Source organism: Devosia marina (genome assembly GCF_009758415.1).
Classification (GTDB): Bacteria; Pseudomonadota; Alphaproteobacteria; order Rhizobiales; family Devosiaceae; genus Devosia; species Devosia marina.
The window spans coordinates 561,757-586,090 of the sequence record NZ_WQRF01000002.1; the positions used below are offsets into that span (position 1 = coordinate 561,757).

Here is a 24,334-nt window from a genome sequence, read left to right on the forward strand (position 1 = left end):
AATCACGCGGCGGCCTGCAAGGGGTCGCCGGCCAGTCCGTCATCGCTCAGGCCGGAAATCCGAACGCAGAGCAGATCGCCCGCCTTGGTTCCGGCAACGCGTACGGGAATGAAGTGTTCGGTCCGCCCCAGGCCGTTGCGTTCCATCAGGACAGATTCTGTCTGCCCGATGCGGCTGTCGCACAGGGCGCGGAACTGTTTGTCGCCCGCAGCGCGCAACTGGGCCGCGCGCCGCCTGGCCACGGCCTTGCTCACCTGCGGCATGCGGGCGGCGGGTGTGCCGGGGCGCGGCGAATAGGGGAAGGCGTGAATATAGGTCAAATTCGCCTCGCGGATAAACCGCAGCGAATTTTCAAACATGCGGTCTGTTTCTGTAGGGAAGCCGGCAATAATGTCAGCGCCGAACACCATATCGGGGCGGATGGAGCGTAATTTTTCGACCACAGACAACGCGTCATCGCGCAGATGGCGGCGCTTCATGCGTTTCAGAATCATGTCGTCGCCCGACTGCAGCGATAGATGCAAATGCGGCATGAAGCGCCTGTCGTCGACCGCCTCGTAGAGAGCCGGGTCAGCCTCGATGCTGTCGATGGAGGAGATGCGCAGACGCTGCAGGTCCGGGACATGTTTCAGGATCGACTGGGTCAGGAGGCCCAATGTTGGCTGTCCAGGCAGGTCGGGCCCATAGGAGGTAATGTCGACGCCGGTCAACACAACCTCTTGGTGGCCGTTCGCTACCAGTGCCTTGATTTGCTCGACCACTAGACCCATGGGCACTGAACGTGACGGGCCGCGGCCAAAGGGGATGATGCAGAAGGTGCAGCGGTGATCGCAGCCGTTCTGCACCTGTACAAAGGCGCGGGTGCGTCCATCCATGCCCTCGATGAGGTGCCCGGCGGTTTCACGCACGCTCATAATGTCGTTGACTTGCACCTTGTCGTTGAGTGGCGTGCCAAGGACCATGGGCGTGTAGCTCTCGGATTTGAGCTTGTCGGCATTGCCGATGATCAAATCCACTTCCTCCATGTCGCCGAATGACCGGGCCTCGGTCTGGGCGGCGCAGCCGGTGACGATGATGCGCGTCTCGGGGTTATCGCGGCGAGCTTTGCGGACGGCCTGCCGCGCCTGTTTGACCGCCTCGGCGGTGACGGCGCAGGTATTGATGATGATGGCATTGTCGAGACCGGCCTTCTCGGCCTCGGCCTTCATCACTGCGCCTTCATACGCGTTGAGGCGGCAGCCGAATGTCAGCGTTTCAATGGCCATCAGGCCGCCTCGCTGCGCGTCCAAGCGCCTGTCGTCGGGTTGAGGTCACCGCGCCATTCGAACTCGGCCGGGCCGGTCAGGATCACGTGGTCATTGTCCAACCATTCCACGATCAAGTCGCCACCGGGCACGGTGACCGTGGCCTTGCGTGCGGTGCGCCTGGTGCGAGCGCCATTGACCAGGGCGGCGCAGGCGGCAGTGCCACAAGCTTGGGTAAGGCCCGCGCCGCGTTCCCAGGTCCGGAGCACGATGTGGTTGGGCCGGGCCACCTGAGCGATGGAAATATTGGCCCGCTCGGGGAAGAGCGGGTGGTTTTCCAGCAGCGGACCGAAGCGGTCGAGCGCAAAGCTCCACACATCGTCCTTGACCCAGAAGGTCGCATGGGGATTGCCCATGGATACAACCGAAGGCGAATGCAGCACCGGCGCGTCGATGGGACCGATCTGCAGCTCGACATAGCGGGTATCGGCAAATTCCTCATTGAGGGGAATTTCGTACCAGGCGAATTTTGGCGTGCCCATATCGACCGTTATCTGGCCATCTTCGGCTTCTTCGCCGAACAGGATCCCGGCGATGGTTTCGAAGGTAAAGCGCTGGCGGCCCAGTTCGGCCGTCAGCGCCTGGACAACGCAGCGCATGCCATTGCCGCAGGCCTGGGCGCGCGAGCCATCGGAATTGATGATGTCGACATAGTTGATGGTGCCCGGCGTCCTGGGATCATGAATGGCCATGATCTGGTCGAAGCGGGTTTCGGGGCGTGCATTGATGGCATTGGCGGCCTCGGGCGCGATACGCGCATTGGTGCCGCGCAGATCGGCCACGATGATCTGGTTGCCCAGCCCGTTCATCTTCAAAAAGGGGACGTCGCTCAACTCGCAAATCCGTGCTGTTGCTGCCTTCGAGGCAGGGTTGTCGCCCTATATGGCGGAATTGGCCTTCAAATGCCAGTCCGGCGGCCTGCATACGGCTTATCCTGCAGGCTGGTACCTGTTTTTGACTGGCGCAATTTTCTATTCATCTTAACCACTTGGGTTAGGCCGGCTCTTAACCAGGCTGGCAAGTTTGAGGTGCTTCGGGACGGTGATGGGATAGTGTAGCCGGCGAAGATTATTGCTCGTGCCGCCTTTGGGGAGTTCCGACGATGAATATGCCGCTCATCTCCGACCAGATCATTACCGACTGGCAGCCGCACTATCCGCAGGTCTGGGGCAATCAGGCGCTGCGCCTGCAGCACCGCCTTGCCAGCTCGGATCTGTTTACCGATGAAGCGCTGGCAGCGTTGATCGAGAGCAGTCCGCGCGAGACTTATCACGTTAATTATTCGCAGAAGACGCCAGGCAATCCGCCCAAGCGACGCGAAGGCGAGATCAAAGGGCTTTCGGGCGCCGAAGTGATCGAGACGGTCAGACAAGGCAATATCTGGGTCAATCTGACGGCCCCCGCCAGGACCAACCCGGCCTATGGCGCATTGCTGGATAGCCTTTATGCCGAGTTCGAAGAGCGCGTGCCCGGCTTTGCGAGCTACAAGCGAAACCTGACCATTCTGATCTCTTCGCCCAATGTCTCTGTGAAATATCATTCGGACGTGCCGGGCCAGAGCCTGTGGCAGGTGCGGGGCACCAAGAAGGTCTATGTCTATCCCGCCCAGGCGCCGTTCATTTCACAGCCGGCGCTGGAAAAACTGATCCTGGGGCAGTTGCGCGAAACCGACATGCCGTTCGAACCCTGGTTCGATGATTTCGCCCAGGTCTATGATCTGGAAGCAGGACAGATGCTGCATTGGCCGCTTAATGGCCCGCATCGCGTGGTCAATCACGGCATGCTCAATGTCAGCTTTACGACCGAGCACTGGACTGACGATCTGCGCAAGCATTACGCGGTCAACTATGCCAATGGCATTCTGCGCAACACGCTGGGGATGCAAAAGCTCAGCCAGCAGGTGACGGGCCTGAGCTATATGGCCAAGCTGGGCATCGCCGGCGCGGTGAAGTTTTCGCCGCTCAATCCGCAAAAAAAGAAAGTCTATACTGTCGATTTCCAGGTCGACCCGGCGGCTCCCGAAGGCGTGCGGGATATCCCAGCGCATAGCTTCGCGAAATGACTGCGACCGGCGCGCTTGCCGGCCGGGAGAACCGCCGCGCCAGGGGAGCGGACGCGGTCAGCTATGGGCTGACCGCGTCCACCATCCGGGATCGCGCCGGAATCGAGGTAATCGCCGATTGCTGGCTTGGTCTGGAAGCACGCGGCACCGGCTTCAATCTGTTCCAGAGCTTGGGCTGGGCCCTCGCCATCTTCGATTTCGAGCGCGAGCGTGGGAACGCAGCCTTTGATCCGGTGATCGTCACGATCCTGGACGGACACCAGCTTGTCGGCGTTTTGCCGCTTGAACGCATCCGCACGGGGGTCCGATCTCTGCTTGTGCCGCTGGGAAACGGCTTTGCCCAAGCGACCGATGCCCTGCTCGATGCCGATCTTGATCCAGGCGCCGCGGTGACCCGGCTGTTGCGGGCGGCCGTGGCGGCTGCGCCCTGTGACGGGATCAGCCTGCTGAAGGTGCGCGATGGCTCGGCTTTGGCCCAAGGTCTGCCACGGGCCAGCTTCCAGACCGGAGAAAAGCAGGGCGCACCCTATGTGGCGCTTGATGCCTTTCCTGATTTTGCCGGCTATTTTTCGACAATTCGATCCAAGACCCGTAAAAACATCCGCAATGCCCGCAACCGGCTGGAGCGCGAGGGGCCAGTCGAACACCTGGTCGTCGCGGATGCCGCAGAGCGTCAGGCGTTGATCGAGCGCACGCTTGAGGCTCGCGCCGAGCGTCTCAAGGAGCAAGGGCTGACCTCGCGTGCCTTCCTTGATAGCGGGTTTCGCGATTTCTGCACGAGCCTTGTGGCACGCAACGACATCGATTTGCGGGCCTTTTCACTGCAATACCAGGGGCGCCCTTTGGCGGAGCAATGGGGCTTTGTGCATGGCGGGCGCTACTATGCCTATGTCGCCAGCCGCGATTTCTCCCATTCAGACGAGAGCCCGGGCAAATTGCACCTGAGCGACATTATCCGGAGCTGTGCCGAGCAGGGCATGAAGGGGTGCGACCTGGGTGTGCCAGCGATGCCGTACAAACTCACTTTTGCCACCGAAACCATGATAGTGCGCGACTATGCCTTGCCGGTCACCCTGCGCGGCCGGGTGTTGTTTCAGGCCTGGGACGTGTGGCTGCGGCCGTCATTGAAGCGGCTTGTGCTGGCCCTGCCGGCCGGTCTGCGATCAGCACTGATGCGGCTGGCCGGGCGCGGGCATTTGTCGCGCTCTTTCTTGACTCGGCCCCGGCTTTGACCTAAAGCCAGCGCGTTCATCAGGCTTTTTGCTCCTGACCAGCCGACCGGGACCCCCTGAGGTATAAACCGATCCCGGAGGCCAACACCCGCCAGCGCGTTGCGCCCGCGGGTGGGTTTTGCATTTGGCCTGCCGGACCCTATCTCTTGCGGGATTGGCCCGCGAGCGAAAAGGAAACAATATGTTTGAGAGCTTAAGCGACCGGCTTGGCAAGATTTTCGAAGGACTGCGTGGACGCGGCGCGCTGAACGCTGCCGATGTCGACGCTGCCATGCGCGAAATCCGCCGGGCGCTGATCGAGGCCGACGTTTCGCTCGAAGTGGTGCGCGCCTTTGTCGAGCAGGTGCGCGAGCGTGCCGTGGGCGCCGAAGTGACGCGTTCGGTGACGCCGGGCCAGCAGGTGGTCAAGATCGTCAATGACGAGCTTGTGCAGGTCCTGGGGTCCGACGCCGTCACCATCGACCTCAATGCGCCTGCGCCCGTGACCCTTTTGATGGTGGGCCTGCAGGGCTCGGGCAAGACCACGACGACGGCCAAGATCGCCAAGCGGCTCAAGGACCGACAGAAAAAGAAAGTCCTGCTCGCCTCGCTCGATACGCGCCGCCCCGCCGCCATGGAACAGTTGCGCGTACTGGGCGAACAGGTTGGCGTCGACACGCTGCCGATCGTGACCACGGAAACTCCAGTCGAGATTGCCCGCCGCGCCGAGCGCGAGGGTCGGCTGGGTGGCTATGATGTGCTCATTCTCGATACGGCGGGTCGCACCCATATCGATGAAGAGCTGATGGAAGAAACCGTTGCCATCAAGGACATCGCCAAGCCGCATGAAATCCTGCTTGTCGTCGATGCGCTGACCGGCCAGGACGCGATCAATGTAGCGCGCTCTTTTGACGGACGGCTGGACGTCACCGGCATTGTGATGACCCGCGTCGATGGCGATGGACGCGGCGGCGCGGCGCTGTCGATGCGCGCGGCCACCGGCAAGCCGATCAAGCTGATCGGTGTGGGTGAAAAGATGGATGCGCTGGAGGATTTCCATCCCTCCCGCATAGCCGACCGCATTCTGGGCATGGGCGATATCGTCTCGCTGGTCGAAAAGGCCGCCGAGCATGTCTCGGCCGAAGACGCCCAGAAGATGGCGAAGAAGCTCAAGAAGGGCGCCTTCGACTTCGAGGATCTGCGCAGCCAATTGCAGCAGATGAAGAAGATGGGCGGCATGGGCGGGCTGATGGGCCTGCTGCCCGGCGCCGGGCAGCTCAAAAAGGCCATGGCGGGGGCCAATGTCGATGAGAAGGTGTTTGACCGCCAGATCGCCATCATCAATTCGATGACCAAAAAGGAGCGGGCCAATCCGGACCTGCTCAATGCTTCACGCCGCAAGCGCATTGCTGCAGGCGCGGGCGTCGAAGTCTCGGAAATCAACAAGCTGGCCAAGCAGCACCGCCAGATGGCGGACATGATGAAAAAGGTCAGCAAGGGCGGCATGGGCTCTCTGGCCGGCATGTTTGGCGGCAAGATGGGTGGGATGATGGGCGGCATGCCCGATCTCTCCAAGATGGATCCCAAGCAGCTCGAAGCCATGGCCCGCCAGGCCGGCGTCGATCCCGAACAATTGAAGGGTCTGCCTTCAGCTGACGTGCCGGCACAGAAATCGCTGCCCAGCGACGTCAATGCGCTTCTCAAATCCTCCGGCGGACCGGCTCTGCCCGGTCTTGGCGGAGCGCCCCGTTTCCCTGGCCTGCCGGGCCTGGGCAAAAAGAAATAACCCGTTTCAACCTACTAACGAACTGACAGGACTGATAAAATGGCACTCAAGCTTCGCCTCGCCCGTGGCGGCACCAAGAAGCGTCCCTTCTACCACATCGTGGTTGCCGATGTGCGCTCGCCGCGCGATGGCCGCTTCATCGAAAAGCTGGGCACCTATAACCCGCTGCTGGCCAAGGATGCGGAAAACCGCGTCGTGCTGAACGCCGAGCGCGTGCAGCACTGGCTCTCGCATGGCGCGCTGCCGACCGACCGCGTGCTGCGTTTCCTTGATGCCGCCGGCATTTCCAAGCGCGCTGCTCGCAACAACCCGAACAAGGGTGTGCCCGGCGAAAAGGCCAAGGAACGCGCCGAAGAGCGTGCTGCCCGCGAAGCCGCCGCCAATGCCCCGGCAGAAGAAGCTGCTTCGGCCGAATAAACCGGTTTGCCGGTTCGAAAACAGAATATCCCCGGTCGCGAGACCGGGGATATTTTTTTGTTTGCCGTGATGGGCCCGCCATTCGCGCATAGCGCTCATGGCCTTGCCGCCTCAAATCGCTCCACCGGAGCGATTTGCCCTGCGGGACGCCGTCAAGCCTTCAGCTTCGCCAGGATCGCTGCGCCCATTTCCTCGGTGCCAACGGTCCTGCAGTTGTCCTGGGCGATGTCGCCGGTGCGCAGGCCGTCGCTGAGGACATCCGAAATGGCGTTTTCAACCTGGGTAGCCAGTTCGATCATGTTGAACGAATAGCGCAGCGCCATGGCAAAGGACGCGATCATGGCGATCGGGTTGGCAATGCCCTGGCCGGCAATGTCGGGGGCCGAGCCGTGGACGGGCTCGTAAAAGGCCTTGCGCTTGCCAGTGGCCGGATCAGGGGCGCCGAGGCTGGCAGAGGGCAGCATGCCCAGCGAGCCGGTCAGCATGGCCGCGACGTCGGAGAGAATGTCACCGAACAGGTTGTCGGTGACCATGACGTCGAATTGTTTTGGCGTGCGCACGAGCTGCATGGCGGCGTTGTCGGCCAGAATGTGGTGCAGCTCGACATCGGCATAATCCTTGGCGACATTGCGGACCACTTCGTCCCAGAGCACGCCGGATTTCATGACGTTCTTCTTGTCGGCCGAATGGACCTTGCCGCCGCGAGTGCGGGCCAGGTCGAAGGCGACGCGGGCGATGCGGTCGATTTCATAGGTCTCATAGACCTGGGTATCAATGGCGCGCTTCTGCCCGTCACCGAGATCGGTGATGGTCTTGGGCTCGCCGAAATAGACGCCGCCGGTCAGCTCGCGCACGATCAGGATATCGAGTCCTTCCACCAGCTCCTTTTTCAGCGAGGATGCCGAAGCCAGAGCCGGGTAGCAGATGGCGGGGCGGAGATTGGCGAAGACGGCCAGTTCCTTGCGCAGGCGCAGCAGGGCTGCTTCGGGGCGGTGCTCATAGGGTACGGCATCCCATTTGGGGCCGCCCACGGCGCCGAAGATCACTGCATCGGCGGCCTTGGCCTTTGCGACATCCTCATCGGTGATGGCCACGCCGTGCTTGTCATAGGCAGCACCACCGGCGAGACCCGTGTCGGTCGAGAAATCAGTCAGACCCTCGGCATTGGTCCAGGCGATGAGCTTTTCCACCTCGACCATGATTTCGGTGCCGATGCCGTCGCCGGGCAGAAGAAAAAGGGAATGGGTGGCCATATTGGGAAAAGCTCCTCGCCGTACTGGTGGGTACACCTGAATTTGGTGCCGACATACAAGGTTTTCGGGCGCTTGCGCAAGGCGGCTTCAGGCAAATCCGTTCCGCGCGAAGAGCACCCAGAAGGCAAAGACGTTGGTGAGCATGTGCGCCAGGCTCACATAGAACACCGAACCAGTCCGCCAGGCGACCCAGGCCCAGAAAAGACCCAGGGCTGATGCCCCGCCGACAAGGGCCAATGCCCCGCCATCGAAGACAATATCATGGCTGAGAGCCAGGGGGATATGCCAGGCGGTGAAAAGCACCCAGCCGAGCCAGAAGCCGAGACGCGGCTTGTCCCGAAATGTCCCCAGGAAACCACCGCGCCAGGCCATTTCCTCGAGCGGGCCGTTAATGGCGGCGATCAGCAGGGCGAGATACATGCTGCCCTGGGTGAGGATCGAGGTGTTGGGTACGAAATTGGCGAGCGCCACAATGCCGACCTGCACGAGCAAGAGCGGAATGATCCACCAGTCGCGCCAGCGCAGTTTCTCGGTGAAGAGCCGCCCGTCACTGCCCTCCAGGGCATGCCAACCGATGACGGGCAGGCAGAAGAACAGCCAGTAGAAGGTCAGGGAGAACAGATAGCCATATTGCGGGTGCCAGGCAGTCAGCGCCGGTACGATGAAAAACAGCGCCCCGATCAGGAGCGCTGCATGAGAAGTGAGGACGATCTGTTTTCTGTTCATCGCCCGGGCCGGAATCAGACGTGGCTGGTGGCCGCGCCGAGGCGGGCGGTAACCTCGATCTCGATCTTCATGCCCTCTTCGATCATCGCAACGATGAGCATGGAGGCGGCGGGCCGGATATCCTTGAAGACCGGACCAACGGCAGCGACGACTTCATCCACGTAAGAGCGGTCACCGACATTATAGACGACCCGAACGGTGTCGGCGATGGACGCGCCGGCTTCCTTGAGCGCCTTGTCGATGGTGGCCAGAGCATTCCTGGCCTGCTCGCCGACGCTCTCGGGCATTGTCATCGTGGCATAGTCATAGCCTGTCGTGCCAGACACATAGATAGTGTCCTCATGCCGCACAGCGCGGGAATAGCCGAAAGTGGCTTCAAACGGGGAGCCGGTGGAAACGCGCTGGACCAATTTTGTCTCTTTGCTTGTTGGGTTAGAGCCAGGGGCGCTCGGCCGCCATCTTGCTTTCGAAGGCGGAGATGGAGGGGTCGGATTTCAGCGTGCCGGCAATGTCGTCGAGGCCTTCGAGCAGGATCTGCTTGCGGGAAGGGTCGATGTCGAAATTGAGCGTGCCGCCGTCTGGGCCTTTGATCGTTTGGGCTTCGAGGTCGACTGTCAGCGTGGCATTGGAGCCGCGCTCGGCATCATCGAGCAGGAGCTTGAGTTGCTCGGGCGTCACAACCAGCGGCAGAATGCCGTTCTTGAAGCAGTTATTGTAGAAAATGTCGGCGAAGCTGGTGGAGATCACGCAGCGGATGCCGAAATCGAGCAGCGCCCAGGGGGCGTGTTCGCGGCTGGAGCCACAACCGAAATTATCGCCGGCGATGATGATCTGCGCGTTGCGATAGGCGGGCTTATTGAGCACGAATTCGGAGTTCTCCGAACCGTCCTCATTATAGCGCATCTCGGAAAACAGCGCGGTGCCGAGACCGGTGCGCTTGATGGTTTTCAGATATTGCTTGGGGATGATCATGTCGGTGTCGATATTGATGATCGGCAGGGGTGCCGCGACACCGGTCAGGGTGGTGAATTTATCCATGGGGCTGCTGGACCTCGCTGTTGACCACGGTCATTGCGCGAAAGCGGGGTTTCGGTCAAGCCTGAACCGTACCGAAGCGTACGGTTGGGGCCCGGGCACGCCACCTTGGTCCACAATTTGTGCGTGAAGGCGCGCCGGCCGGCATCGTCGCCTCCGGTTTTGCATTGGACGTATCCCGAGGCGCGTGCGTCTCAGTAAAACTAAGTAATAGAGACGTCGCCGCCCCATGGGCCATGCGCGCGTAGCGCTTATGGCCTTCTCGCCTCAAATCTCTCCACCGGAGAGATTTGCCCTTCGGGACGGGTCGAAGGATGCCGGGTTTCTCCTGCCGTCGTGGCCCCTATTGATCGCTCGTCGCAAGGTGGCCCGACTGGCAGGCGAGCCCTGGAGCGAATCCAGTCTCACCGGCTCCTCCCGCAACTGTTCGCTGCAGTCCGCCCATCGCGGGAGAGATGGGTGGGAGGATAAGGGCGGTTTTGGATGCGGGGATATCTTTTTGGCAGCGGGAGTAATCGACCCCTTATTGACCCCTTGATGCCCTGCCTCGCGTGCCCGATAACGGACACGGATTAAGCCCGTGGTATTGGTGATGAGCACGAGCGTAAGCGGACTAAACCATATTACCCTGGCGGTCGCTGACGTCGAGCGATCACCAGAGTTCTATCGTGACGTGCTCGGCTGTGCCGTCAGAGCGATATGGTCAGATGGTGCCTATTTGGAAGCAGGATCGCTTTGGCTATGCTTGTCTCGCGATGAGGAGGTGGGGTCTGCACTTCGCCCGGATTACACCCACATCGCGTTTAGCGTACCTGAAGAATCCTACAGTGAACTAAGCGCTCGGGTGTCTGCGACTGCTACAATATGGAAAGACAATCGGAGCGAAGGTGCTTCGAGTTATTTTTTGGACCCTGACGGGCATAAGCTCGAGTTGCACGTGGGGTCACTGCAATCGCGACTTGCCTATTATCGAGAGCACCCGGGTAAGGGCGTAACAATCCTCTAGCGGCGGCTTTATTATCTGCCAGGGCAAAAGCCGACTGACAGCAAGCCACCCCGCATCTGACAACTAACTAACTGCAGAACCCCCGGCCTAAAGCCGAGGGTGACGGCCGGTTGTGATGGTAGCGGCAGCGGCCAGACCGGATGTCCGGTCCGGTTGTTCCTCAGATCAGGCCGCCAGGCTTTCCCGTGCGCCGACGCCGAGCATGATGTTGAGGTTCTGGACGGCCGCGCCAGAGGCGCCTTTGCCCAGATTGTCATAGACCGCGCAGATCGTGGCCTGATTGAGTGCGTCATTGGCAAAGACGTGCAGGGTGAGCGTATTGGTGCCGTTATGGGCCTGCGGGTCGAGCGCTGCGGTCTTGCCCAGGCTTGGGTCGTAGGGCGCCACCTGGACGAAGCTGTCGGGGATGGCGGCGTAATAGTCGCTCAGGGCAGCGTGAAGATCCTTGCCTGTGGGGATCTCGGCCGACATGTCGGTGTGAATGGGCAGTGAAGTCGACATGCCTTGCGCGAAATTGCCCACGACCGGTTCGAACAGCGGCGCGCGGCCGAGCTTGGCGTAGTGCGCCATTTCGGGCAGGTGCTTGTGCTGGAAGGTCAGCGCATAGGGCATGTACTGGCTGGCGCCGGCGCCCTGAGCCTCATAATCCTCGATCATCTGCCGGCCGCCGCCGGAATAGCCCGAGACGCCGTGATAGGTGAGCGGAAAATCGGCCGGTAGCAGCCGCGCCTCGATCAGCGGGCGGGCAGCGGCAATCAGACCCTGCGGCCAGCAGCCGGGATTGGCGACAAAGCGCGCCTTGGCGATCTCGTCGGCCTGGTCCGGGGCCATTTCGGCAAAGCCATAGGCCCAGCCCTCGGCCACGCGATGGGCGGTAGAGGCGTCGATGACGCGGGTGGTGTCGTTCTCGATCAGGGCAACGCTTTCCCTGGCCGCGTCGTCTGGCAGGCAGAGGATGGCGACGTCCGCCGCGTTGAGCAGGCGCTTGCGCTCTTCGAGGTCCTTGCGCTTGTCATGGGCGATGGAGATGACTTCGAGGTCGCGCCGGCTAGCCAGGCGCTCGCGGATCTGCAGTCCGGTGGTGCCGGCTTCGCCGTCGATGAAGATTTTTGCGACCATGATACAGCCTCCAGTTGCGACGGGGAGTACATGAGGCCGCATGCAGCCTGCGTCAAGTTTTCTGGGCCAGGATGGCGTCGATCGCCTCAAGCATGTGTCGCCAGCCGCGTTCGGTCTGGGGCAGCGCCCCGGCCTGCGACTGATCCAGATCATCATAGAGGGTGACGATGCTGCCGGGGCCTTCCGGTTCGGGCTCGATGATGATGGTGATAATTGCCGGATCGTTCTTTTCGGCGATGTCGGTGATATGGGTGTGCCGGATGCGCGTGGGGCGGTCGAGGGCGAGGAAAGTGCCCCAGTTTTGTAGCGTCCTGCCATCCTCAAGGGTTTCGATGGCAAAGCGGCCCTGGACCTGTGGATCATAACTGAAGGCGGTGATCTTGCCGTTGTCGCAGCGCTGCGAAAGCCAGGCTTCCTGCCAGCGCCGCACCTGTTCAGGCTCGACGAAAGCGTCAAAGACGCTTTCGGGGGGCGCGGCGAACCTATGGGTAACCTTGGCTTCGAGCTTGTGCTGCATGAAGGGCCAGTCCTGTTGGGTCAAAGGAACAATGCACGATGGCCGCAGGCGTTCCCAGCCGCTGGTTGTCAACTGCCAGGCGGGGTGGCAAAGATCGGGGTCAAGGACAGACACAGGACAAGAAAAGAGTGCGCCCATGACCACGCCTCACAACCACGCCAAGCCGGGTGATTACGCCGAAGCGGTGCTGCTGCCGGGCGATCCCTTGCGCGCCAAATGGATTGCCGAGACGTTTTTCGATAACCCCAGACAAGTCAATTCGGTGCGCAATTGCCTTGGCTATACCGGCACGTGGAAAGGCAAGCCGGTTTCCGTGCAGGCCAGCGGCATGGGCCAGCCGTCGCTGGCAATCTATGTGCATGAGCTGATCAATCTTTATGGTGTCAAATCGCTGATCCGGGTTGGCACCTGTGGGGGACTGAACGCATCCGTGAAAGTGCGCGACGTGATCCTGGCGCAGGGCGCATCGACCGACAGTTCGATCGTCAAGGGCCGGTTCGGGGCGTTCAACTTTGCCCCGATAGCCGATTTCGGCCTGTTGCGCTCGGCGGCTGACAAGGCCGACGCCAAGGGGCTGCGCTACCATGCCGGAAACATGCTGTCCTCGGACATCTTCTATCATGCCGATGGCTTTGCTGGTTATGACAAGCTGCCCGAGCATGGGGTCATCGGGGTCGAGATGGAGGCGGCGGCGCTCTATGCGCTGGCGGCGCGGTTCGGGGTCAAGGCGCTAACCATCTGCACCATGACCGATTGCCTGATCACGCACGAGGAAATCGACGCCGAAGCGCGCCAGACTTCGCTCAAGGACATGGTCGAATTGGCGCTGGACGTGGCCGTGGAGGCCTGATGTCCAACCAACCCAGCATCGCTGATCGCCTGGCCGGGGCGATGGAGTGCCGCGACGAGGCCCCCAATATCGCCCTGGCCGAAGAAATTGCTGCGCGCAAGGACAAGGCGGCGGTGGGAGAGCTGGTGGAACTGGTGCGCGCGGGCACGACGCGGCAGCGCAATGACGCGATGAAGGTGCTCTACGAGATCGGCGCGCGGGACCCGGCGCTGATCGGTGGGCATTGCCCGATATTTCTCGAGGCGCTGGGCAGCCGAAGCAACCGGCAGGTCTGGGGCGCCATGCAGGCGTTGGACAGCGTGGCAGAACTCAGAGCCGACGAGATCGCGGCCGAATTGCCGAAGATCATCGCGGCAGCGGATCGGGGTTCGGTGATCGCCAAGGATCGCTGCACGTCGTTGCTGACCAAGCTGGCGCGCTCGGGCTATGCCGAAAAGGCGGTGCCGATCCTGGTCGAGCGGCTGCAAACGGCCGCGCCCAACCAGTTTCCGACCTATGCCGAGCAAACCGCCGGCGTGGTGACACAAACTGAAAAGCCGGGGCTGATAGAGATCATTCGCAATCGTCTGGACAAGATCACGCAGCGCGCCAAGCGTGAGCGGGTGGAGAAGCTGCTGCGCAAGCTCAACGGCTAGGCTTTCGGTTTCGGCATGGGCGCGGAGAAAACCGGGTTGCCTGCCGAAACGCAATGCGCATCTCTGCCGATCCCGTTTGCGCGCGTCCAACTGAAAAGGCAGGACATTGGTGACCCCGACAATCGACACAGCAGAAGGTGTAGCCTGGCATCTCGATGCACTGACGGCGCGGGTGCCGGCGCTGCGGCCGATGCGCGAAGCGGTCGGGGTGGTGTTGCCGCGGGTCAATCCCAAGGGCTTTGCCGGCATGGCCAAGGTGATCTGCGGCCAGCAATTGTCCGTGGCGAGCGCGGCGGCGATCTGGGGACGCTATCAAGTCCTGCCGGGCGCGCTGGCGCCGGAGAGTTATCTGGACCTGAGCGAAGAGGCGGTGCGGGCAACGGGTTTCTCGCGCGGAAAATATCTAGCCCTTCGGGTGGTGGCCGAAGCCATTGTGGGGGGTGAACTGGACCTCGCCCATATCGATACGCTGCCGGCGGAGGAGGCGAGTGCGCGGCTGGTGGCACTCAAGGGGATCGGGCCCTGGACAGCCGAGGTCTATCTGCTGTTCTGCGCGGCGCATCACGATATCTTTCCCGCCGGTGATCTGGCCCTGCTCAAGGCGGCTCATCACGGTCTTGGGCTTGACGCCCGGCCAACCATCAAGGAGATGATCGGGCTGGCGCAGGACTACGCGCCGCACCGTTCGGCGGCGGCGCTGTTGTTCTGGCGCTATTTTGCTGCGCTCAAGAACAGGGATTCGAGCCTTTTATGATCAAGCTTTCTGGCCCCATGCTTGCGCCCGCCAATGGCGGGGCTCCCGACAGTGCCGTGGTGTTGCTGCATGGCTATGGCAGCGACGGCAATGACCTGATCGGGCTGGCGCCGCATTGGCAAAAGGTGTTGCCGGGGGCGGTGTTCGTGGCGCCGCATGCACCGATCGGAACCGAAATGGGCGGCTTTCAGTGGTTTGCCATCGACTGGACCGGCGACCGGGTCGCCAGCCGGCAGACCGGAGTGCTTAGGGCTCGGCCGGTGGTGGAGGAATTCCTCGCCGATCTGTGGACCCAGACTGGTATCGTGCCGGACCGCACCATTCTGGGCGGGTTCAGCCAGGGCGCCATGATGGCGCTGCATGTGGGCACGGCCTTGCCAAAGAGCCGGCAATTGATGGGGATCGTCGGCTTTTCGGGCGCCTATCTGCCGCCCGATGGATTTGGCAATGGCGCATTGGCGCAGCCGCCGGTGTGCCTGGTGCATGGGGATATGGACGAAGTGGTCGATCCCAATCTCAGCGCCGAGGCCAATGCCGTGCTCGGTGAGGCTGGTTTTGACGTCAGCTATCATGTCAGCCGGGGGGTTGGACATGGTATTGCCCCGGATGGCCTGGGTTTTGCGACCGATTTCATTGCGAAGGTCAGTAGAAAATAAGCTTCGTGTTCCCGCTTCACACGCCCGACACAAAGGGCTTAGTATAAGAGGGCTATGGACTTACGCGATTCCCGCTTCGGGAGACTCAAGTGACTATCCATGTGTCGCCTGAGGCTTGTCCCGCCCTTGTACTGAACGCCGACTTCCGGCCGCTCAGCTACTATCCACTGTCTTTGTGGTCCTGGCAGGATGCGATCAAGGCGGTGTGCCTGGATCGCGTAAATATCGTGTCTCACTACGACACGGTCATCCATTCCCCCAGCTTCGAAATGCGGCTGCCCAGTGTCGTGTCGCTGCGTGACTACATCAAACCAGCGCGGCATCCGGCGTTCACGCGTTTCAATGTGTTCCTGCGGGATCGCTTCCAGTGCCAATATTGCGGCAGCACACATGACCTGACCTTCGATCATGTCATTCCGCGCTCCAAGGGCGGGCTGACGACCTGGGAGAATGTCGTAGCGGCCTGTGCCCCGTGCAATCTGCGCAAGGCCAATCGCCTGCCCAAAGAAATCAAGATGTTCCCGCACCAGACGCCCTATGCCCCGACGGTGCACGACCTGCACAATAATGGCCGGGCCTTCCCGCCCAACCATTTGCACCAGAGCTGGCTGGACTATCTTTACTGGGATATCGAACTGGAGCCCTAAGGGCGAGGCAACAGCCTATATTCCCTGCCTTGCTGTCGCTGCAACCAATAACTATTATTGGATCGTGCTGCGAATGAGGTTCGAGATGGCAATCAGTGCAGATCTGGGTGAAGTGCTCGAAAAGGTCGTGACGGATCTGGTCGAGAATGGGCGCTACAATTCCAAGAGCGAAGTGCTGCGCGAGGGCGTGCGCCTGGTGCAGGAGCGCGAGGCTCGGCTGCGGACGTCACTTGATCGCGGGACGACGGATAGCGAAGAGGGGCGCACCAAGACACTAGATGAAGTCGCTGATCGATTGATTGCCAAGTATCAGCGTATGGCGGACGAGCAGGCGCAATGACAGTAACGATCACTGCCGAGGCCGAGCAAGACCTTGAAGCGATCGCCAACTTTATCGCTGCGGACAGTCCGGTTCGAGCAGTATCATTTGTTCGAGAGCTGGTGGCCAATTGCAAAGTTCTTGCAAACCATCCTTTTCGTCACCCTATCGTCGCCGACTATGGCAGACGCTTGCGGCGATTTCCGTACAAGGGCTACTCCATATACTATCAGGTCAATAGCGCCGACGATGTCGTGGTGGTCCACATTCTGAACGATGCGATGGATCACCGCGGAACTTTCGACAGCTAGCATGACCGGGTTCCTCTGGCTGCCAAGTCCCCCTGCTTTCAGTTTCGCCGGCGACGGAACTGAAACGCCATTGCCATCAGGAGCAACCCGACGACTGCCGCCGAGATCAGCGCGTTGTAGCCGGCCAGCGAAATGCCCAGGAAGCGGAACTGCACCACGTCGCAGCCGATGACCGGCTGCAGATCGTTGAGCATGTCCATCGAGAGGTCAGTGCCGACGCCTGCGCAGGCGGTCGGGCCGGGCCAGAAGCCCCATTCCACGCCGGAATGGAAACCGCCCAAATAGGCGCCCCAGGCAAATAGCGCCGCAACAATGGCCATGGCGACATACCATACGGTGAGCGGTAGTCGGTTCCAGAGGATGAGCACCAGGGCCAGGAGCGGCAGGCCCCAGTAATAGGGCAGGCGCTGTTCAAGGCAGAGTTCGCAGGGTTGCAGGCCGCCGATGAATTGCGACCCCAATGCTGCCAGAATGGTGACCAGACCCAGCACAAAGGCCAGGCCGGCGGCGAACTTGTCGAGGGGACGCGAGGATGTCATGGCAAGTAACTCGGTGTGACGCTGTGTTGACTAGGCCATTAAGGGGCGATTGTGGCCTTGGCCAGAGCCAAACGGGCTCGTGATCAATCGCCGGGACGGAAAATGCCGAGTGCCTGACGCAAAACGAAAGCATTTGGGGGGGGCGCACATCATGGCAATGGGGACCCGCAGATTGAACACTGGTCGAAGCATGTCGGGACGGGCTAATCTTTTTTTGCCGCATTTGGGTGCATGGTGAATGTGAAGTTTCAAGGGGCTGTCTGCTTGCGCCGCACCGCTATTCTATCCGTGACTGCCGCCATGCTGGCCGGCCTGGGACCGGCCTCCGCGCAGGCCTGCGAGGCTTTGCGTGTGGTCAATGGCGGGGTCGTGGCCGCGGTCACCGACGGAGATACGGTGGTGCTTGATTCGGGGCTGGTCGTGCGGCTGATCGGCACCCAGGCGCCCAAACTGCCATTGGGGCGAGAAGGATTTCCCACCTGGCCGCTGGCGCCCGACGCCAAAAGCGCCCTGGAAAGGCTGGTGCTGAACCAGCCTGTACGACTGGGCTATGGGGGCGAAGAGGTGGATCGCTACGAGAGGGCCCTGGCGCACTTGTTTGTGCATGACGTGGCTGAAGAACCGGTCTGGGCGCAGTTGCATATGGTCAGAACCGGGCTGGCGCGGGTCTATTCCTTCCCGGACAATCGACAATGCCTTGATCAACTCTTTGCGGGCGAGGCCCAGGCCCGCGCGGAGCGGCTTGGCATCTGGGCCGATCCCTATTACAGCGTGCGGACGGCAGATCGTCCGGCCGAACTGGCAAAACTTGCGGGCAATTATGAATTGGTGGAAGGCCGGGTCTTGCTGGCGGACCGCAGCGGCTCCCGGGTCTATCTCAATATTGGCCGGATCTGGAAGGAAGACTTTACGATTGTCATCGAGGCGCCGGCGCTCAGACTGTTCGAACGCGATGGTCTGGATCCGCTGAGCCTGGATGGGGCGTTGATCCGCGTGCGCGGATGGGTGGACACCCGGGATGGTCCACGCATCGAGGTCACCCATCCCGAGCAGATCGAGGTCCTGGCAAGGTGAAGTCCGCGCGAATGGATAGCAAGTTTGTGCGAATAGGGGCGCTGGCCATCAGCCTTGTGGCGCTGACGGCCTGTTCGTCGCTGGTCGGCTCAGGCGTCAATGTGGCGCGCACCGGCGACAATCCGGCGCCGATTGTGGTGCCCGAGGGAACCGATCCGGACGATTCGGTGCTGGGCCTGCGCGAGCATCCGCGCATTGTGTCGGCCTATGGCGGCGTCTATGAGGACCGGCCGGCCGAGATCATGGTGGCCCGCATTGTCGGCCGGTTGCTGGCAGCAGCCAATCAGCCCGATGCCAAATATCAGGTGACCATTCTCGATACGTCCGAGGTCAATGCCTTCGCCCTGCCTGGCGGCTACATCTATGTGACGCGCGGCATTCTGGCGCTGGCATCCGATACCAGCGAACTGGCGGCGGTCCTGGCGCATGAGATTGCCCATGTGACCCTGCGCCACGCGCGGGCACGAACCGACCGGACGCGGCAGACACAAATCGTTGACCGGGTCATCACCGGCATTTTTGGCGGCGATACCTCGACCGATGCCACGGCCAATCGCACCCGCGAAGAGCTAGCGGCCTTTAGCCGGAGCCAGGAGCTGGATGCGGACAGGGAAGGCATCAAATTTGCTGGCAAGGCGGGATATGACCCGCAGGCGGCGGCCCGCTTCCTGGGGGTGATGAGCCGGTTTGCGGCTTTCTCCGCCGGCGCATCCAGTGGCAGCGATGGCTTCCTGTCCTCACATCCTTCTACCCCGGCCCGGATCGAGACGGCGATGAACACCGCCCGCGCGATGTTCGGCGCCACCGGCGTCGGGGAGTCCGACCGCGAGGGCTATCTCTCAGCCATTTCCGGGCTCAGCTTCGGGGACAGTCCGGCGCAGGGGTCGATCGTTGGGCAGCGCTTCATTCATCCGGCCAACAAGTTCACCTTCACCGTGCCGCAGGGCTACAGCCTGCAGACGTCGCAGAGTGCCGTGGTCGGGGTGGCCGGCGATGGCGAGGCGGTGCGCTTTGACAGTGCCCAGGTGCAACCGAGCATGTCGCTGACCGACTATCTGAAGTCGGGCTGGATAGCCGGGCTGAAGGCCGAGACGGTGACGGCCAGCGAGCACAATGGCATCGAAATGGCGTCGGGCCTGGCCCAGACCGATCAGTGGTTCTTCCGGGTGGCGGTGATGCGGCTCGATGGCGAGGTCTATCGCTTCATCTTTGCCGCCAAGAGCGACAGCCAGCGCTTTGCACAAGGGGCGCAGGCGACACTGGAAAGCTTCCGGCGCACCACTGCATCCGATCTCAGCCAGATCCGGCGGCTCGCGATCAAGCTGGTCACCGCCCGGGCGGGCGACACGGCCGACCGGCTGGCCGGGCAGATGGCCAATATCGGCAATGCGCGCGAGCTGTTCTACATCATCAACGATCTCTATCCCGGCGATCCGCTGGTGCCGGGACAGCGCTACAAGGTCGTGGCGCGGCCTTGAGTGCTGAACGCCGGGCAGCCTGTCTGCGGGCCGCGCGCGGCTAGAGCAGATCGCACAGGGCGGCGATCAGGGGTTCGTCGGCGGGGGGCATGGGGTAATCGCGCAGCGCCTGCGGGCGAACCCATTTGAGCGCCTTGTGCTCGGCGGTGCGCGGCGTGCCCTGCCATTTGCGGCAGACATAGAGCGGCATGAGCAGATGCATCTTCTCATAGGAATGGCTGGCAAAGGAGAGCGGGGCCAGGCACGCCTCCTTGGTTTCGATCTCCAGCTCTTCGGCCAGTTCTCGGATCAGCGCGGCTTCTGGAGTTTCGCCCGGCTCGACCTTGCCGCCGGGAAATTCCCACAAGCCAGCCATGGCCTTGCCCTCGGGGCGCTGGGCGATCAGCACCCGGCGGTCGGCGTCTACCAGGGCACAGGCGACCACGAGCAGCAGGGGTTTGTCGGTCACGCGGGGCCTCCGGGAATGCGGTATGAATAATCGTATTGGCGGGTAAAGCCGAGGGACGCATAGAGCGCCTTGGCGGCGGCATTGTCGGCCTGCACATTGAGTGCTGCAATGTTGGCGCCCTTGTCATGCGCCCAGGCCAGGCCGGTGCGCATCATGTCGGCGGCCAGACCCTGGCGGCGGCGCGCCGGATCGGTGATGACATTGCCCGTTATGAGGATGCCATCGGCAATGGCCATCAGGCCCGAGGCGACGACGTTGCCCTCCCGCTCGAGGACAATGCCGCAGGCCGGGACGGTCATGCTGGCGAGGAGGGCCTGCAGCTTGTGCATCTGGTCGGGCTGGTAGTGCTGCAGATTGCGTTGCGCGGCGAGAAACAGCGGGTCGGCGAGATCGAGAATGGTGCCGCTCGGATCAGGTTGCTTGGGGGTGAGCGGCATGGCGTAGAGGTGGCTGAGGTCGATGCGGCGCCAGTTGGCGGCATCAAGAGCCGCGGTCAGCGCCGGGCTTTCAAGCGGGGTGGTGCGCACGACCGGTGGCAGGTTGCGCCGGGTGAACCAGTCAACGGCCTCTGCCAGGCGTCTATCGGCTTCGTGGCCGTCCGCCGGATCGAAGCATTGCAGGGAATTGGCGCGCTTGGTGTAGCCATTGGCGGCGCGGCGCACCCAGGCGCCGTCCCATTCCACATCAATGCCGGGCCAGGCGAGCAGCCCGGCCCGCTCGAAGCTTTCTACCGCGGGCTGGCCCACATCAGCTCCGGTAGTCGCCATTGATGGTGATGTAGCCGTGGGTGAGGTCGCAGGTATAGACCGTCGCCGCGCCCTCGCCGAGATCGAGGGAAACGGTCAGTTCGAGTTCTTCGCCCTTCATATAGGCACTGGTGGCGGCCTCGTCATAGCCGTCGGCGCGCTCGCCATTGCGGGCCACGACCAGGTCGCCGAAGCGGATAGCGAGCTTGTCGCGGTCGGCCGGTTCGCCCGCCTTGCCCACGGCCATGACGACACGTCCCCAATTGGCGTCCTCGCCGGCAATGGCGGTTTTGACCAGAGGCGAGTCCGCAATGGCTTTGGCGATGCGAAAGGCGCTTTGGTCGGAAACCGCGCCTTCGACATGCACCGAGACCTGTTTTGTAGCGCCTTCGCCGTCTCGGACCACATGGATGGCGAGTTCGAACAGGACGTCGGACAGGGCCTGGCCGAAGATTTCCGCACGCGGATCTTCGAGGCTCAAAATGGGCTCGACCCGGGCTTTTCCGGTGGCGAAGGCCAGCAGCGTGTCGGAGGTGGAGGTGTCGCTATCGACGGTGATGGCGTTGAAGCTGGTCTGGTTGTGCTTGACCAGCAGGGCCTGGAGAACCTCGGCAGCAATCGGCATGTCGGTAACCACGAAGCTGAGCATGGTGGCCATGTCCGGCGCGATCATGCCCGAGCCCTTGGCGATGCCGTTGATTTTGACCTCGACGCCGTCGATCTCGAGCACGGCGCCGGACAGCTTGGGATAGGTGTCGGTGGTCATGATCGCCTTGGCCGGATCAATCCACGGGGTCGCGGCCATGCGGGTGGCGGTCTCGTCGAGCACGCCGGCAAATTTGGAGGCGTCGAGCGGTTCGCCGATGACGCCGGTTGAGGCGAGAAAAATCTGGTCGGTCGAGCAGCCCAGCGCCTTGGCGGCGATCTCGGCGGTCTGCTGAACGGACTCCTTGCCCTTGATCCCGGTAAAGGCATTGGCATTGCCCGAATTGACGACCAGGCCGCGCGCCTTGCCGCCCGGCAGGTTGGCGCGGCACCAGTCGACGGCGGCTGAAGAGCATTTCGAGCGGGTAAGGACCCCGGCAGCGACAGTGCCTTCAGCAAAGGCCATCAGCAGCACATCGGTGCGGTTCTTGTATTTGATGCCTGCTTCGGCGGTGGCAAAGCGCACGCCGTCAATTTCGGGCAGGTCCGGATAGGATTTGGGGGCGAGCGGAGAAACCGGATGGGCAGCCATGAACAGAAACCTTGAGCGGGGCAATTAGCTGACAAGGGTGTGCCCCAAAGCTGCGGCAGGTGCAAGCTTCGGCCCGTGCCGCAGGCCAAAAGGCTCCGGTGGAACCTTTCGAGGGGAGAAGGCCATGAGAGCTATGCTCTCATGGCGGCCTTCCGTGCTGCAGGTCCCTGGTGTTCCAATGCCACTTATGTCCCGCTGGGATGCTCGGGTGCGGCATGCAGGATTTGCGACTCCGTCGAATGGGTCAGGTGCAGATAGCGTTCGAACTGCACGAGGATGTCGGCGATGATCTGGTCACGATGCATACCCATGATGTCATAGCCCTTTCCGCCGCTGGAAAAATAGGTGCGCGCCTCATAGCGCAGCTCGGGCTTGCCGCCACTGAGGGGTGCGAGGATTGGCATGGGCTGGCTGGCCAGGCTCACGCCATAGACGAAGTCGCGCATGCCATCGGCGGGAGCACGCAGAGCGATGGCGCCGCCCTCCTCATTCATGACCTCAGCAGGGCGCCCCCCTTGGGTCAGTTCACTGGCAACCTGGGCGAGTGCCGGGCGCACTTCCTTTTCGAGGAACTGCTCGACTTCGCGCTGGCCCGGTGCCCGCAGCATCAAGCCCAGACGCCGTTGCCAGGTGACACCGGAGGCCGGCTGGGCCGGTGCGAAGGCTGGCACCGCGTGGGCGTCCTGCTGCGCGAGATCGGCCCGCATGCCAATGAACAGCGCCCAGACCAGGGCCAGCATGACAAAGGTGAAGGGCAAGGCACTGGCAATGGTTGCCGATTGCAGGGCACCCAGCCCTCCAGCCAGCAAGAGGCTGGCGGCGACCACACCCTCCATGACGCACCAGAAGACGCGCTGGCCGGTAGTGGTGGCGGTTTCCCCGCCTGCCGCGATGGAATCGACCACCAACGAACCGGAGTCCGAGGAGGTGATGAAGAAAATCGCCACCAGAAGAATGGCCAGGGTCGAGGTAACCGCGGGGAAGGGCAGGTAGGTGAAGAACTGGAACAGGCCCACCGACACGTCATTGGCAATGGCGTTGCCCAGTTCACCAGCGGCCACGCCGGTATCGATGAAGATGCCGGTATTGCCGAATACGGTCATCCAGAAAAAGGTGAAGCCGGCCGGGATGAAGAGCACGGCGGTGACGAATTCGCGTACGGTGCGGCCCCGCGAGATGCGCGCAATGAACATGCCGACAAAGGGCGACCAGGAAATCCACCAGGCCCAGTAGAACAGGGTCCAACCATCGACCCATGGGGTGGGTTCATAGGCGTAGATATTGAAGGTGCGCAGCACCAGGGTGTCGAGATAGAGCCCGAGATTCTGTACGAAATCGCGGAACAAGTCGGCGGTCGGGCCGACAAAGAGCACGAAGAACATCAGCAGGATCGCGACGACCAGATTGGTCTCGGAGAGGATGCGCACGCCCTTGTCCAGCCCGGTGACGACCGAAACCGTGGCGAGCGCGGTGATTGCCGCGATCAGTGGCAATTGCACCATTGGGCCAATCGGGACGCCGAGCAGATAGTTGAGGCCTGCATTGATCTGGCTGACGCCAAGGCCCAGCGAAGTGGCGATGCCGAACATGGTCCCGACAATCGCGAAAATGTCGACGGCATGGCCGATGGGCCCGTTGATCCGCTCCTTGAGCAGCGGATAGAGGCCAGACCGGATGGTCAGCGGCAGATTGTAGCGATAGCCGAAATAGGCCAGCGACAGGCCCACTACGGCATAAATACCCCAGGCATGAATGCCCCAATGGAAGAAGGTGACGCTCATGGCTTCGCGCATCGCCTCGACGGTGCGTGGTTCCGCCGTGGGCGGAGCCATGAAATGGGTCATGGGTTCGCCAACCGCATAGAACATCAGGCCGATGCCCATGCCCGCGGCAAAGAGCATGGCGATCCATGAGGTGAACTTGAAATCGGGGGTGGAATCATCCGGGCCGAGCTTGAGGCGTCCATAGCGGCCCAGGCAGAACAAGAGGACGGCGACCAGGAAAATGCCGACCGAGAGCAGGTAGAGCCAGCCGAAGCTGGTGAGGATGGATGATTGCAGGGCACTGAAGAAGGATCCGGCGCTGGCGGGGAAGATCACGCCAACGGCCAGGAACACGGCGATGATGAGTACCGATCCGAAAAAGACCGGCGGATTGATTACGAAGCTCTTGAACATGGCGCCCCCCTTTGGCCGTGAACAAGG

Annotated in this window: 27 protein-coding genes; 14 read left to right on the forward strand and 13 right to left on the reverse strand. The window is 62.1% G+C overall.

The annotated features are described in order from the left end of the window. Positions 1–2: 2 nt before the first annotated feature. Positions 3–1,265, reverse strand: coding sequence for a tRNA (N(6)-L-threonylcarbamoyladenosine(37)-C(2))-methylthiotransferase MtaB (gene mtaB / locus GO014_RS10610; protein WP_157290286.1), 1,263 nt, complete (start codon positions 1,263–1,265; stop codon positions 3–5). Next, on the reverse strand, positions 1,265–2,113 hold the full coding sequence (gene dapF, locus GO014_RS10615) for a diaminopimelate epimerase (RefSeq protein WP_157290378.1): 849 nt from the start codon (positions 2,111–2,113) through the stop codon (positions 1,265–1,267). The genes mtaB and dapF overlap by 1 nt, the downstream gene beginning before the upstream one ends. Positions 2,114–2,406: 293 nt before the next feature. On the opposite strand from dapF, the gene GO014_RS10620 reads away from it, so the two are divergent. The 4 genes from GO014_RS10620 (at position 2,407) to rpsP (ending at position 6,780) form a co-directional block, all read left to right on the forward strand. Beyond that, a complete protein-coding gene (locus tag GO014_RS10620; RefSeq protein ID WP_157290287.1) occupies positions 2,407–3,366 on the forward strand; it encodes a hypothetical protein in 960 nt (319 codons plus the stop codon). Continuing rightward, entirely contained in the window at positions 3,363–4,598 is a 1,236-nt protein-coding gene (locus GO014_RS10625; RefSeq protein WP_157290288.1) for a GNAT family N-acetyltransferase, read from the forward strand. Before GO014_RS10620 ends, GO014_RS10625 begins: the two co-directional genes overlap by 4 nt. Before the next feature lie 181 nt (positions 4,599–4,779). Next, the gene (ffh, locus tag GO014_RS10630) at positions 4,780–6,363 is read left to right on the forward strand and encodes a signal recognition particle protein (RefSeq protein WP_157290289.1); all 1,584 of its coding nucleotides are present in this window, start codon (positions 4,780–4,782) and stop codon (positions 6,361–6,363) included. A 39-nt stretch (positions 6,364–6,402) separates the two neighbouring features. After that, positions 6,403–6,780 carry a 30S ribosomal protein S16 gene (rpsP, locus tag GO014_RS10635; RefSeq protein ID WP_157290290.1) on the forward strand — a complete coding sequence of 126 codons (378 nt, stop codon included), beginning with the start codon at positions 6,403–6,405 and terminating at the stop codon, positions 6,778–6,780. A 152-nt stretch (positions 6,781–6,932) separates the two neighbouring features. On the opposite strand, the gene leuB is transcribed toward rpsP, so the two are convergent. From leuB to leuD, 4 genes are all read right to left on the reverse strand, one after another. After that, a complete protein-coding gene (gene leuB, locus GO014_RS10640) occupies positions 6,933–8,033 on the reverse strand; it encodes a 3-isopropylmalate dehydrogenase (RefSeq protein ID WP_157290291.1) in 1,101 nt (366 codons plus the stop codon). 87 nt (positions 8,034–8,120) lie between these two features. Then, positions 8,121–8,759 carry a CPBP family intramembrane glutamic endopeptidase gene (locus GO014_RS10645; RefSeq protein ID WP_157290292.1) on the reverse strand — a complete coding sequence of 213 codons (639 nt, stop codon included), beginning with the start codon at positions 8,757–8,759 and terminating at the stop codon, positions 8,121–8,123. A gap of 14 nt (positions 8,760–8,773) precedes the next feature. Continuing rightward, positions 8,774–9,169 carry a RidA family protein gene (locus GO014_RS10650; RefSeq protein WP_157290293.1) on the reverse strand — a complete coding sequence of 132 codons (396 nt, stop codon included), beginning with the start codon at positions 9,167–9,169 and terminating at the stop codon, positions 8,774–8,776. 22 nt (positions 9,170–9,191) lie between these two features. Further along, positions 9,192–9,797, reverse strand: a complete 606-nt coding sequence (gene leuD / locus GO014_RS10655) for a 3-isopropylmalate dehydratase small subunit (protein ID WP_157290294.1) — start codon at positions 9,795–9,797, stop codon at positions 9,192–9,194. 589 nt (positions 9,798–10,386) lie between these two features. Between leuD and GO014_RS10660 the strand changes: the two genes are divergently transcribed. Continuing rightward, the gene (locus GO014_RS10660) at positions 10,387–10,800 is read left to right on the forward strand and encodes a VOC family protein (RefSeq protein WP_157290295.1); all 414 of its coding nucleotides are present in this window, start codon (positions 10,387–10,389) and stop codon (positions 10,798–10,800) included. A gap of 165 nt (positions 10,801–10,965) precedes the next feature. Here GO014_RS10660 and argC read toward each other — a convergent pair whose 3' ends face one another. Further along, positions 10,966–11,919, reverse strand: coding sequence for an N-acetyl-gamma-glutamyl-phosphate reductase (gene argC, locus GO014_RS10665; protein WP_157290296.1), 954 nt, complete (start codon positions 11,917–11,919; stop codon positions 10,966–10,968). A gap of 52 nt (positions 11,920–11,971) precedes the next feature. After that, a complete protein-coding gene (locus tag GO014_RS10670; RefSeq protein WP_157290297.1) occupies positions 11,972–12,436 on the reverse strand; it encodes an SRPBCC family protein in 465 nt (154 codons plus the stop codon). Between the two features lie 136 nt (positions 12,437–12,572). On the opposite strand from GO014_RS10670, the gene deoD reads away from it, so the two are divergent. The 7 genes from deoD (at position 12,573) to GO014_RS10705 (ending at position 16,608) form a co-directional block, all read left to right on the forward strand. Next, positions 12,573–13,286 carry a purine-nucleoside phosphorylase gene (gene deoD / locus GO014_RS10675; protein ID WP_157290298.1) on the forward strand — a complete coding sequence of 238 codons (714 nt, stop codon included), beginning with the start codon at positions 12,573–12,575 and terminating at the stop codon, positions 13,284–13,286. Next, positions 13,286–13,921, forward strand: a complete 636-nt coding sequence (locus tag GO014_RS10680; RefSeq protein WP_157290299.1) for a hypothetical protein — start codon at positions 13,286–13,288, stop codon at positions 13,919–13,921. The genes deoD and GO014_RS10680 overlap by 1 nt, the downstream gene beginning before the upstream one ends. 109 nt (positions 13,922–14,030) lie before the next feature. Beyond that, positions 14,031–14,675, forward strand: coding sequence for a DNA-3-methyladenine glycosylase family protein (locus GO014_RS10685; RefSeq protein WP_343030901.1), 645 nt, complete (start codon positions 14,031–14,033; stop codon positions 14,673–14,675). Then, positions 14,672–15,331, forward strand: a complete 660-nt coding sequence (locus tag GO014_RS10690; protein WP_157290300.1) for an alpha/beta hydrolase — start codon at positions 14,672–14,674, stop codon at positions 15,329–15,331. Before GO014_RS10685 ends, GO014_RS10690 begins: the two co-directional genes overlap by 4 nt. Before the next feature lie 89 nt (positions 15,332–15,420). After that, positions 15,421–15,978, forward strand: coding sequence for an HNH endonuclease (locus GO014_RS10695; protein WP_343030902.1), 558 nt, complete (start codon positions 15,421–15,423; stop codon positions 15,976–15,978). An 85-nt stretch (positions 15,979–16,063) separates the two neighbouring features. Beyond that, the gene (locus GO014_RS10700; RefSeq protein ID WP_157290301.1) at positions 16,064–16,318 is read left to right on the forward strand and encodes a type II toxin-antitoxin system ParD family antitoxin; all 255 of its coding nucleotides are present in this window, start codon (positions 16,064–16,066) and stop codon (positions 16,316–16,318) included. Then, positions 16,315–16,608 carry a type II toxin-antitoxin system RelE/ParE family toxin gene (locus GO014_RS10705; RefSeq protein ID WP_157290302.1) on the forward strand — a complete coding sequence of 98 codons (294 nt, stop codon included), beginning with the start codon at positions 16,315–16,317 and terminating at the stop codon, positions 16,606–16,608. Before GO014_RS10700 ends, GO014_RS10705 begins: the two co-directional genes overlap by 4 nt. A 38-nt stretch (positions 16,609–16,646) precedes the next feature. Here the strand turns inward: GO014_RS10705 and GO014_RS10710 are convergent, their stop codons facing one another. Further along, the gene (locus tag GO014_RS10710; RefSeq protein WP_157290303.1) at positions 16,647–17,147 is read right to left on the reverse strand and encodes a disulfide bond formation protein B; all 501 of its coding nucleotides are present in this window, start codon (positions 17,145–17,147) and stop codon (positions 16,647–16,649) included. 264 nt (positions 17,148–17,411) lie between these two features. Here GO014_RS10710 and GO014_RS10715 point away from each other — a divergent pair, with 264 nt between their 5' ends. Further along, on the forward strand, positions 17,412–18,221 hold the full coding sequence (locus GO014_RS10715; RefSeq protein ID WP_246204542.1) for a thermonuclease family protein: 810 nt from the start codon (positions 17,412–17,414) through the stop codon (positions 18,219–18,221). Between the two features lie 11 nt (positions 18,222–18,232). Beyond that, positions 18,233–19,699, forward strand: coding sequence for a M48 family metalloprotease (locus GO014_RS10720; protein ID WP_157290304.1), 1,467 nt, complete (start codon positions 18,233–18,235; stop codon positions 19,697–19,699). Positions 19,700–19,739: 40 nt separating this feature from the next. Here the strand turns inward: GO014_RS10720 and GO014_RS10725 are convergent, their stop codons facing one another. The 4 genes from GO014_RS10725 to GO014_RS10740 form a co-directional block, all read right to left on the reverse strand. Further along, the gene (locus GO014_RS10725) at positions 19,740–20,147 is read right to left on the reverse strand and encodes a (deoxy)nucleoside triphosphate pyrophosphohydrolase (RefSeq protein ID WP_343030904.1); all 408 of its coding nucleotides are present in this window, start codon (positions 20,145–20,147) and stop codon (positions 19,740–19,742) included. Next, the gene (locus GO014_RS19555) at positions 20,144–20,893 is read right to left on the reverse strand and encodes a GNAT family N-acetyltransferase (protein WP_157290305.1); all 750 of its coding nucleotides are present in this window, start codon (positions 20,891–20,893) and stop codon (positions 20,144–20,146) included. Before GO014_RS19555 ends, GO014_RS10725 begins: the two co-directional genes overlap by 4 nt. A 1-nt stretch (position 20,894) precedes the next feature. Then, complete coding sequence (argJ, locus tag GO014_RS10735; protein WP_157290306.1) at positions 20,895–22,130, reverse strand: bifunctional glutamate N-acetyltransferase/amino-acid acetyltransferase ArgJ; 1,236 nt, start codon at positions 22,128–22,130, stop codon at positions 20,895–20,897. Between the two features lie 185 nt (positions 22,131–22,315). Beyond that, complete coding sequence (locus tag GO014_RS10740; RefSeq protein WP_116587272.1) at positions 22,316–24,307, reverse strand: BCCT family transporter; 1,992 nt, start codon at positions 24,305–24,307, stop codon at positions 22,316–22,318. Between the last annotated feature and the right edge of the window lie 27 nt (positions 24,308–24,334).

Bases quoted from the DNA above. Each gene is read 5' to 3' on its own strand.
- mtaB (WP_157290286.1), bottom strand. From the start codon at position 1,265: ATGGCCATTGAAACGCTGACATTCGGCTGCCGCCTCAACGCGTATGAA.
- dapF (WP_157290378.1), bottom strand. From the start codon at position 2,113: ATGAACGGGCTGGGCAACCAGATCATCGTGGCCGATCTGCGCGGCACC.
- GO014_RS10620 (WP_157290287.1), top strand. From the start codon at position 2,407: ATGAATATGCCGCTCATCTCCGACCAGATCATTACCGACTGGCAGCCG.
- GO014_RS10625 (WP_157290288.1), top strand. From the start codon at position 3,363: ATGACTGCGACCGGCGCGCTTGCCGGCCGGGAGAACCGCCGCGCCAGG.
- ffh (WP_157290289.1), top strand. From the start codon at position 4,780: ATGTTTGAGAGCTTAAGCGACCGGCTTGGCAAGATTTTCGAAGGACTG.
- rpsP (WP_157290290.1), top strand. From the start codon at position 6,403: ATGGCACTCAAGCTTCGCCTCGCCCGTGGCGGCACCAAGAAGCGTCCC.
- leuB (WP_157290291.1), bottom strand. From the start codon at position 8,033: ATGGCCACCCATTCCCTTTTTCTTCTGCCCGGCGACGGCATCGGCACC.
- GO014_RS10645 (WP_157290292.1), bottom strand. From the start codon at position 8,759: ATGAACAGAAAACAGATCGTCCTCACTTCTCATGCAGCGCTCCTGATC.
- leuD (WP_157290294.1), bottom strand. From the start codon at position 9,797: ATGGATAAATTCACCACCCTGACCGGTGTCGCGGCACCCCTGCCGATC.
- GO014_RS10660 (WP_157290295.1), top strand. From the start codon at position 10,387: ATGAGCACGAGCGTAAGCGGACTAAACCATATTACCCTGGCGGTCGCT.
- argC (WP_157290296.1), bottom strand. From the start codon at position 11,919: ATGGTCGCAAAAATCTTCATCGACGGCGAAGCCGGCACCACCGGACTG.
- GO014_RS10670 (WP_157290297.1), bottom strand. From the start codon at position 12,436: ATGCAGCACAAGCTCGAAGCCAAGGTTACCCATAGGTTCGCCGCGCCC.
- deoD (WP_157290298.1), top strand. From the start codon at position 12,573: ATGACCACGCCTCACAACCACGCCAAGCCGGGTGATTACGCCGAAGCG.
- GO014_RS10680 (WP_157290299.1), top strand. From the start codon at position 13,286: ATGTCCAACCAACCCAGCATCGCTGATCGCCTGGCCGGGGCGATGGAG.
- GO014_RS10690 (WP_157290300.1), top strand. From the start codon at position 14,672: ATGATCAAGCTTTCTGGCCCCATGCTTGCGCCCGCCAATGGCGGGGCT.
- GO014_RS10700 (WP_157290301.1), top strand. From the start codon at position 16,064: ATGGCAATCAGTGCAGATCTGGGTGAAGTGCTCGAAAAGGTCGTGACG.
- GO014_RS10705 (WP_157290302.1), top strand. From the start codon at position 16,315: ATGACAGTAACGATCACTGCCGAGGCCGAGCAAGACCTTGAAGCGATC.
- GO014_RS10710 (WP_157290303.1), bottom strand. From the start codon at position 17,147: ATGACATCCTCGCGTCCCCTCGACAAGTTCGCCGCCGGCCTGGCCTTT.
- GO014_RS10720 (WP_157290304.1), top strand. From the start codon at position 18,233: ATGGATAGCAAGTTTGTGCGAATAGGGGCGCTGGCCATCAGCCTTGTG.
- argJ (WP_157290306.1), bottom strand. From the start codon at position 22,130: ATGGCTGCCCATCCGGTTTCTCCGCTCGCCCCCAAATCCTATCCGGAC.
- GO014_RS10740 (WP_116587272.1), bottom strand. From the start codon at position 24,307: ATGTTCAAGAGCTTCGTAATCAATCCGCCGGTCTTTTTCGGATCGGTA.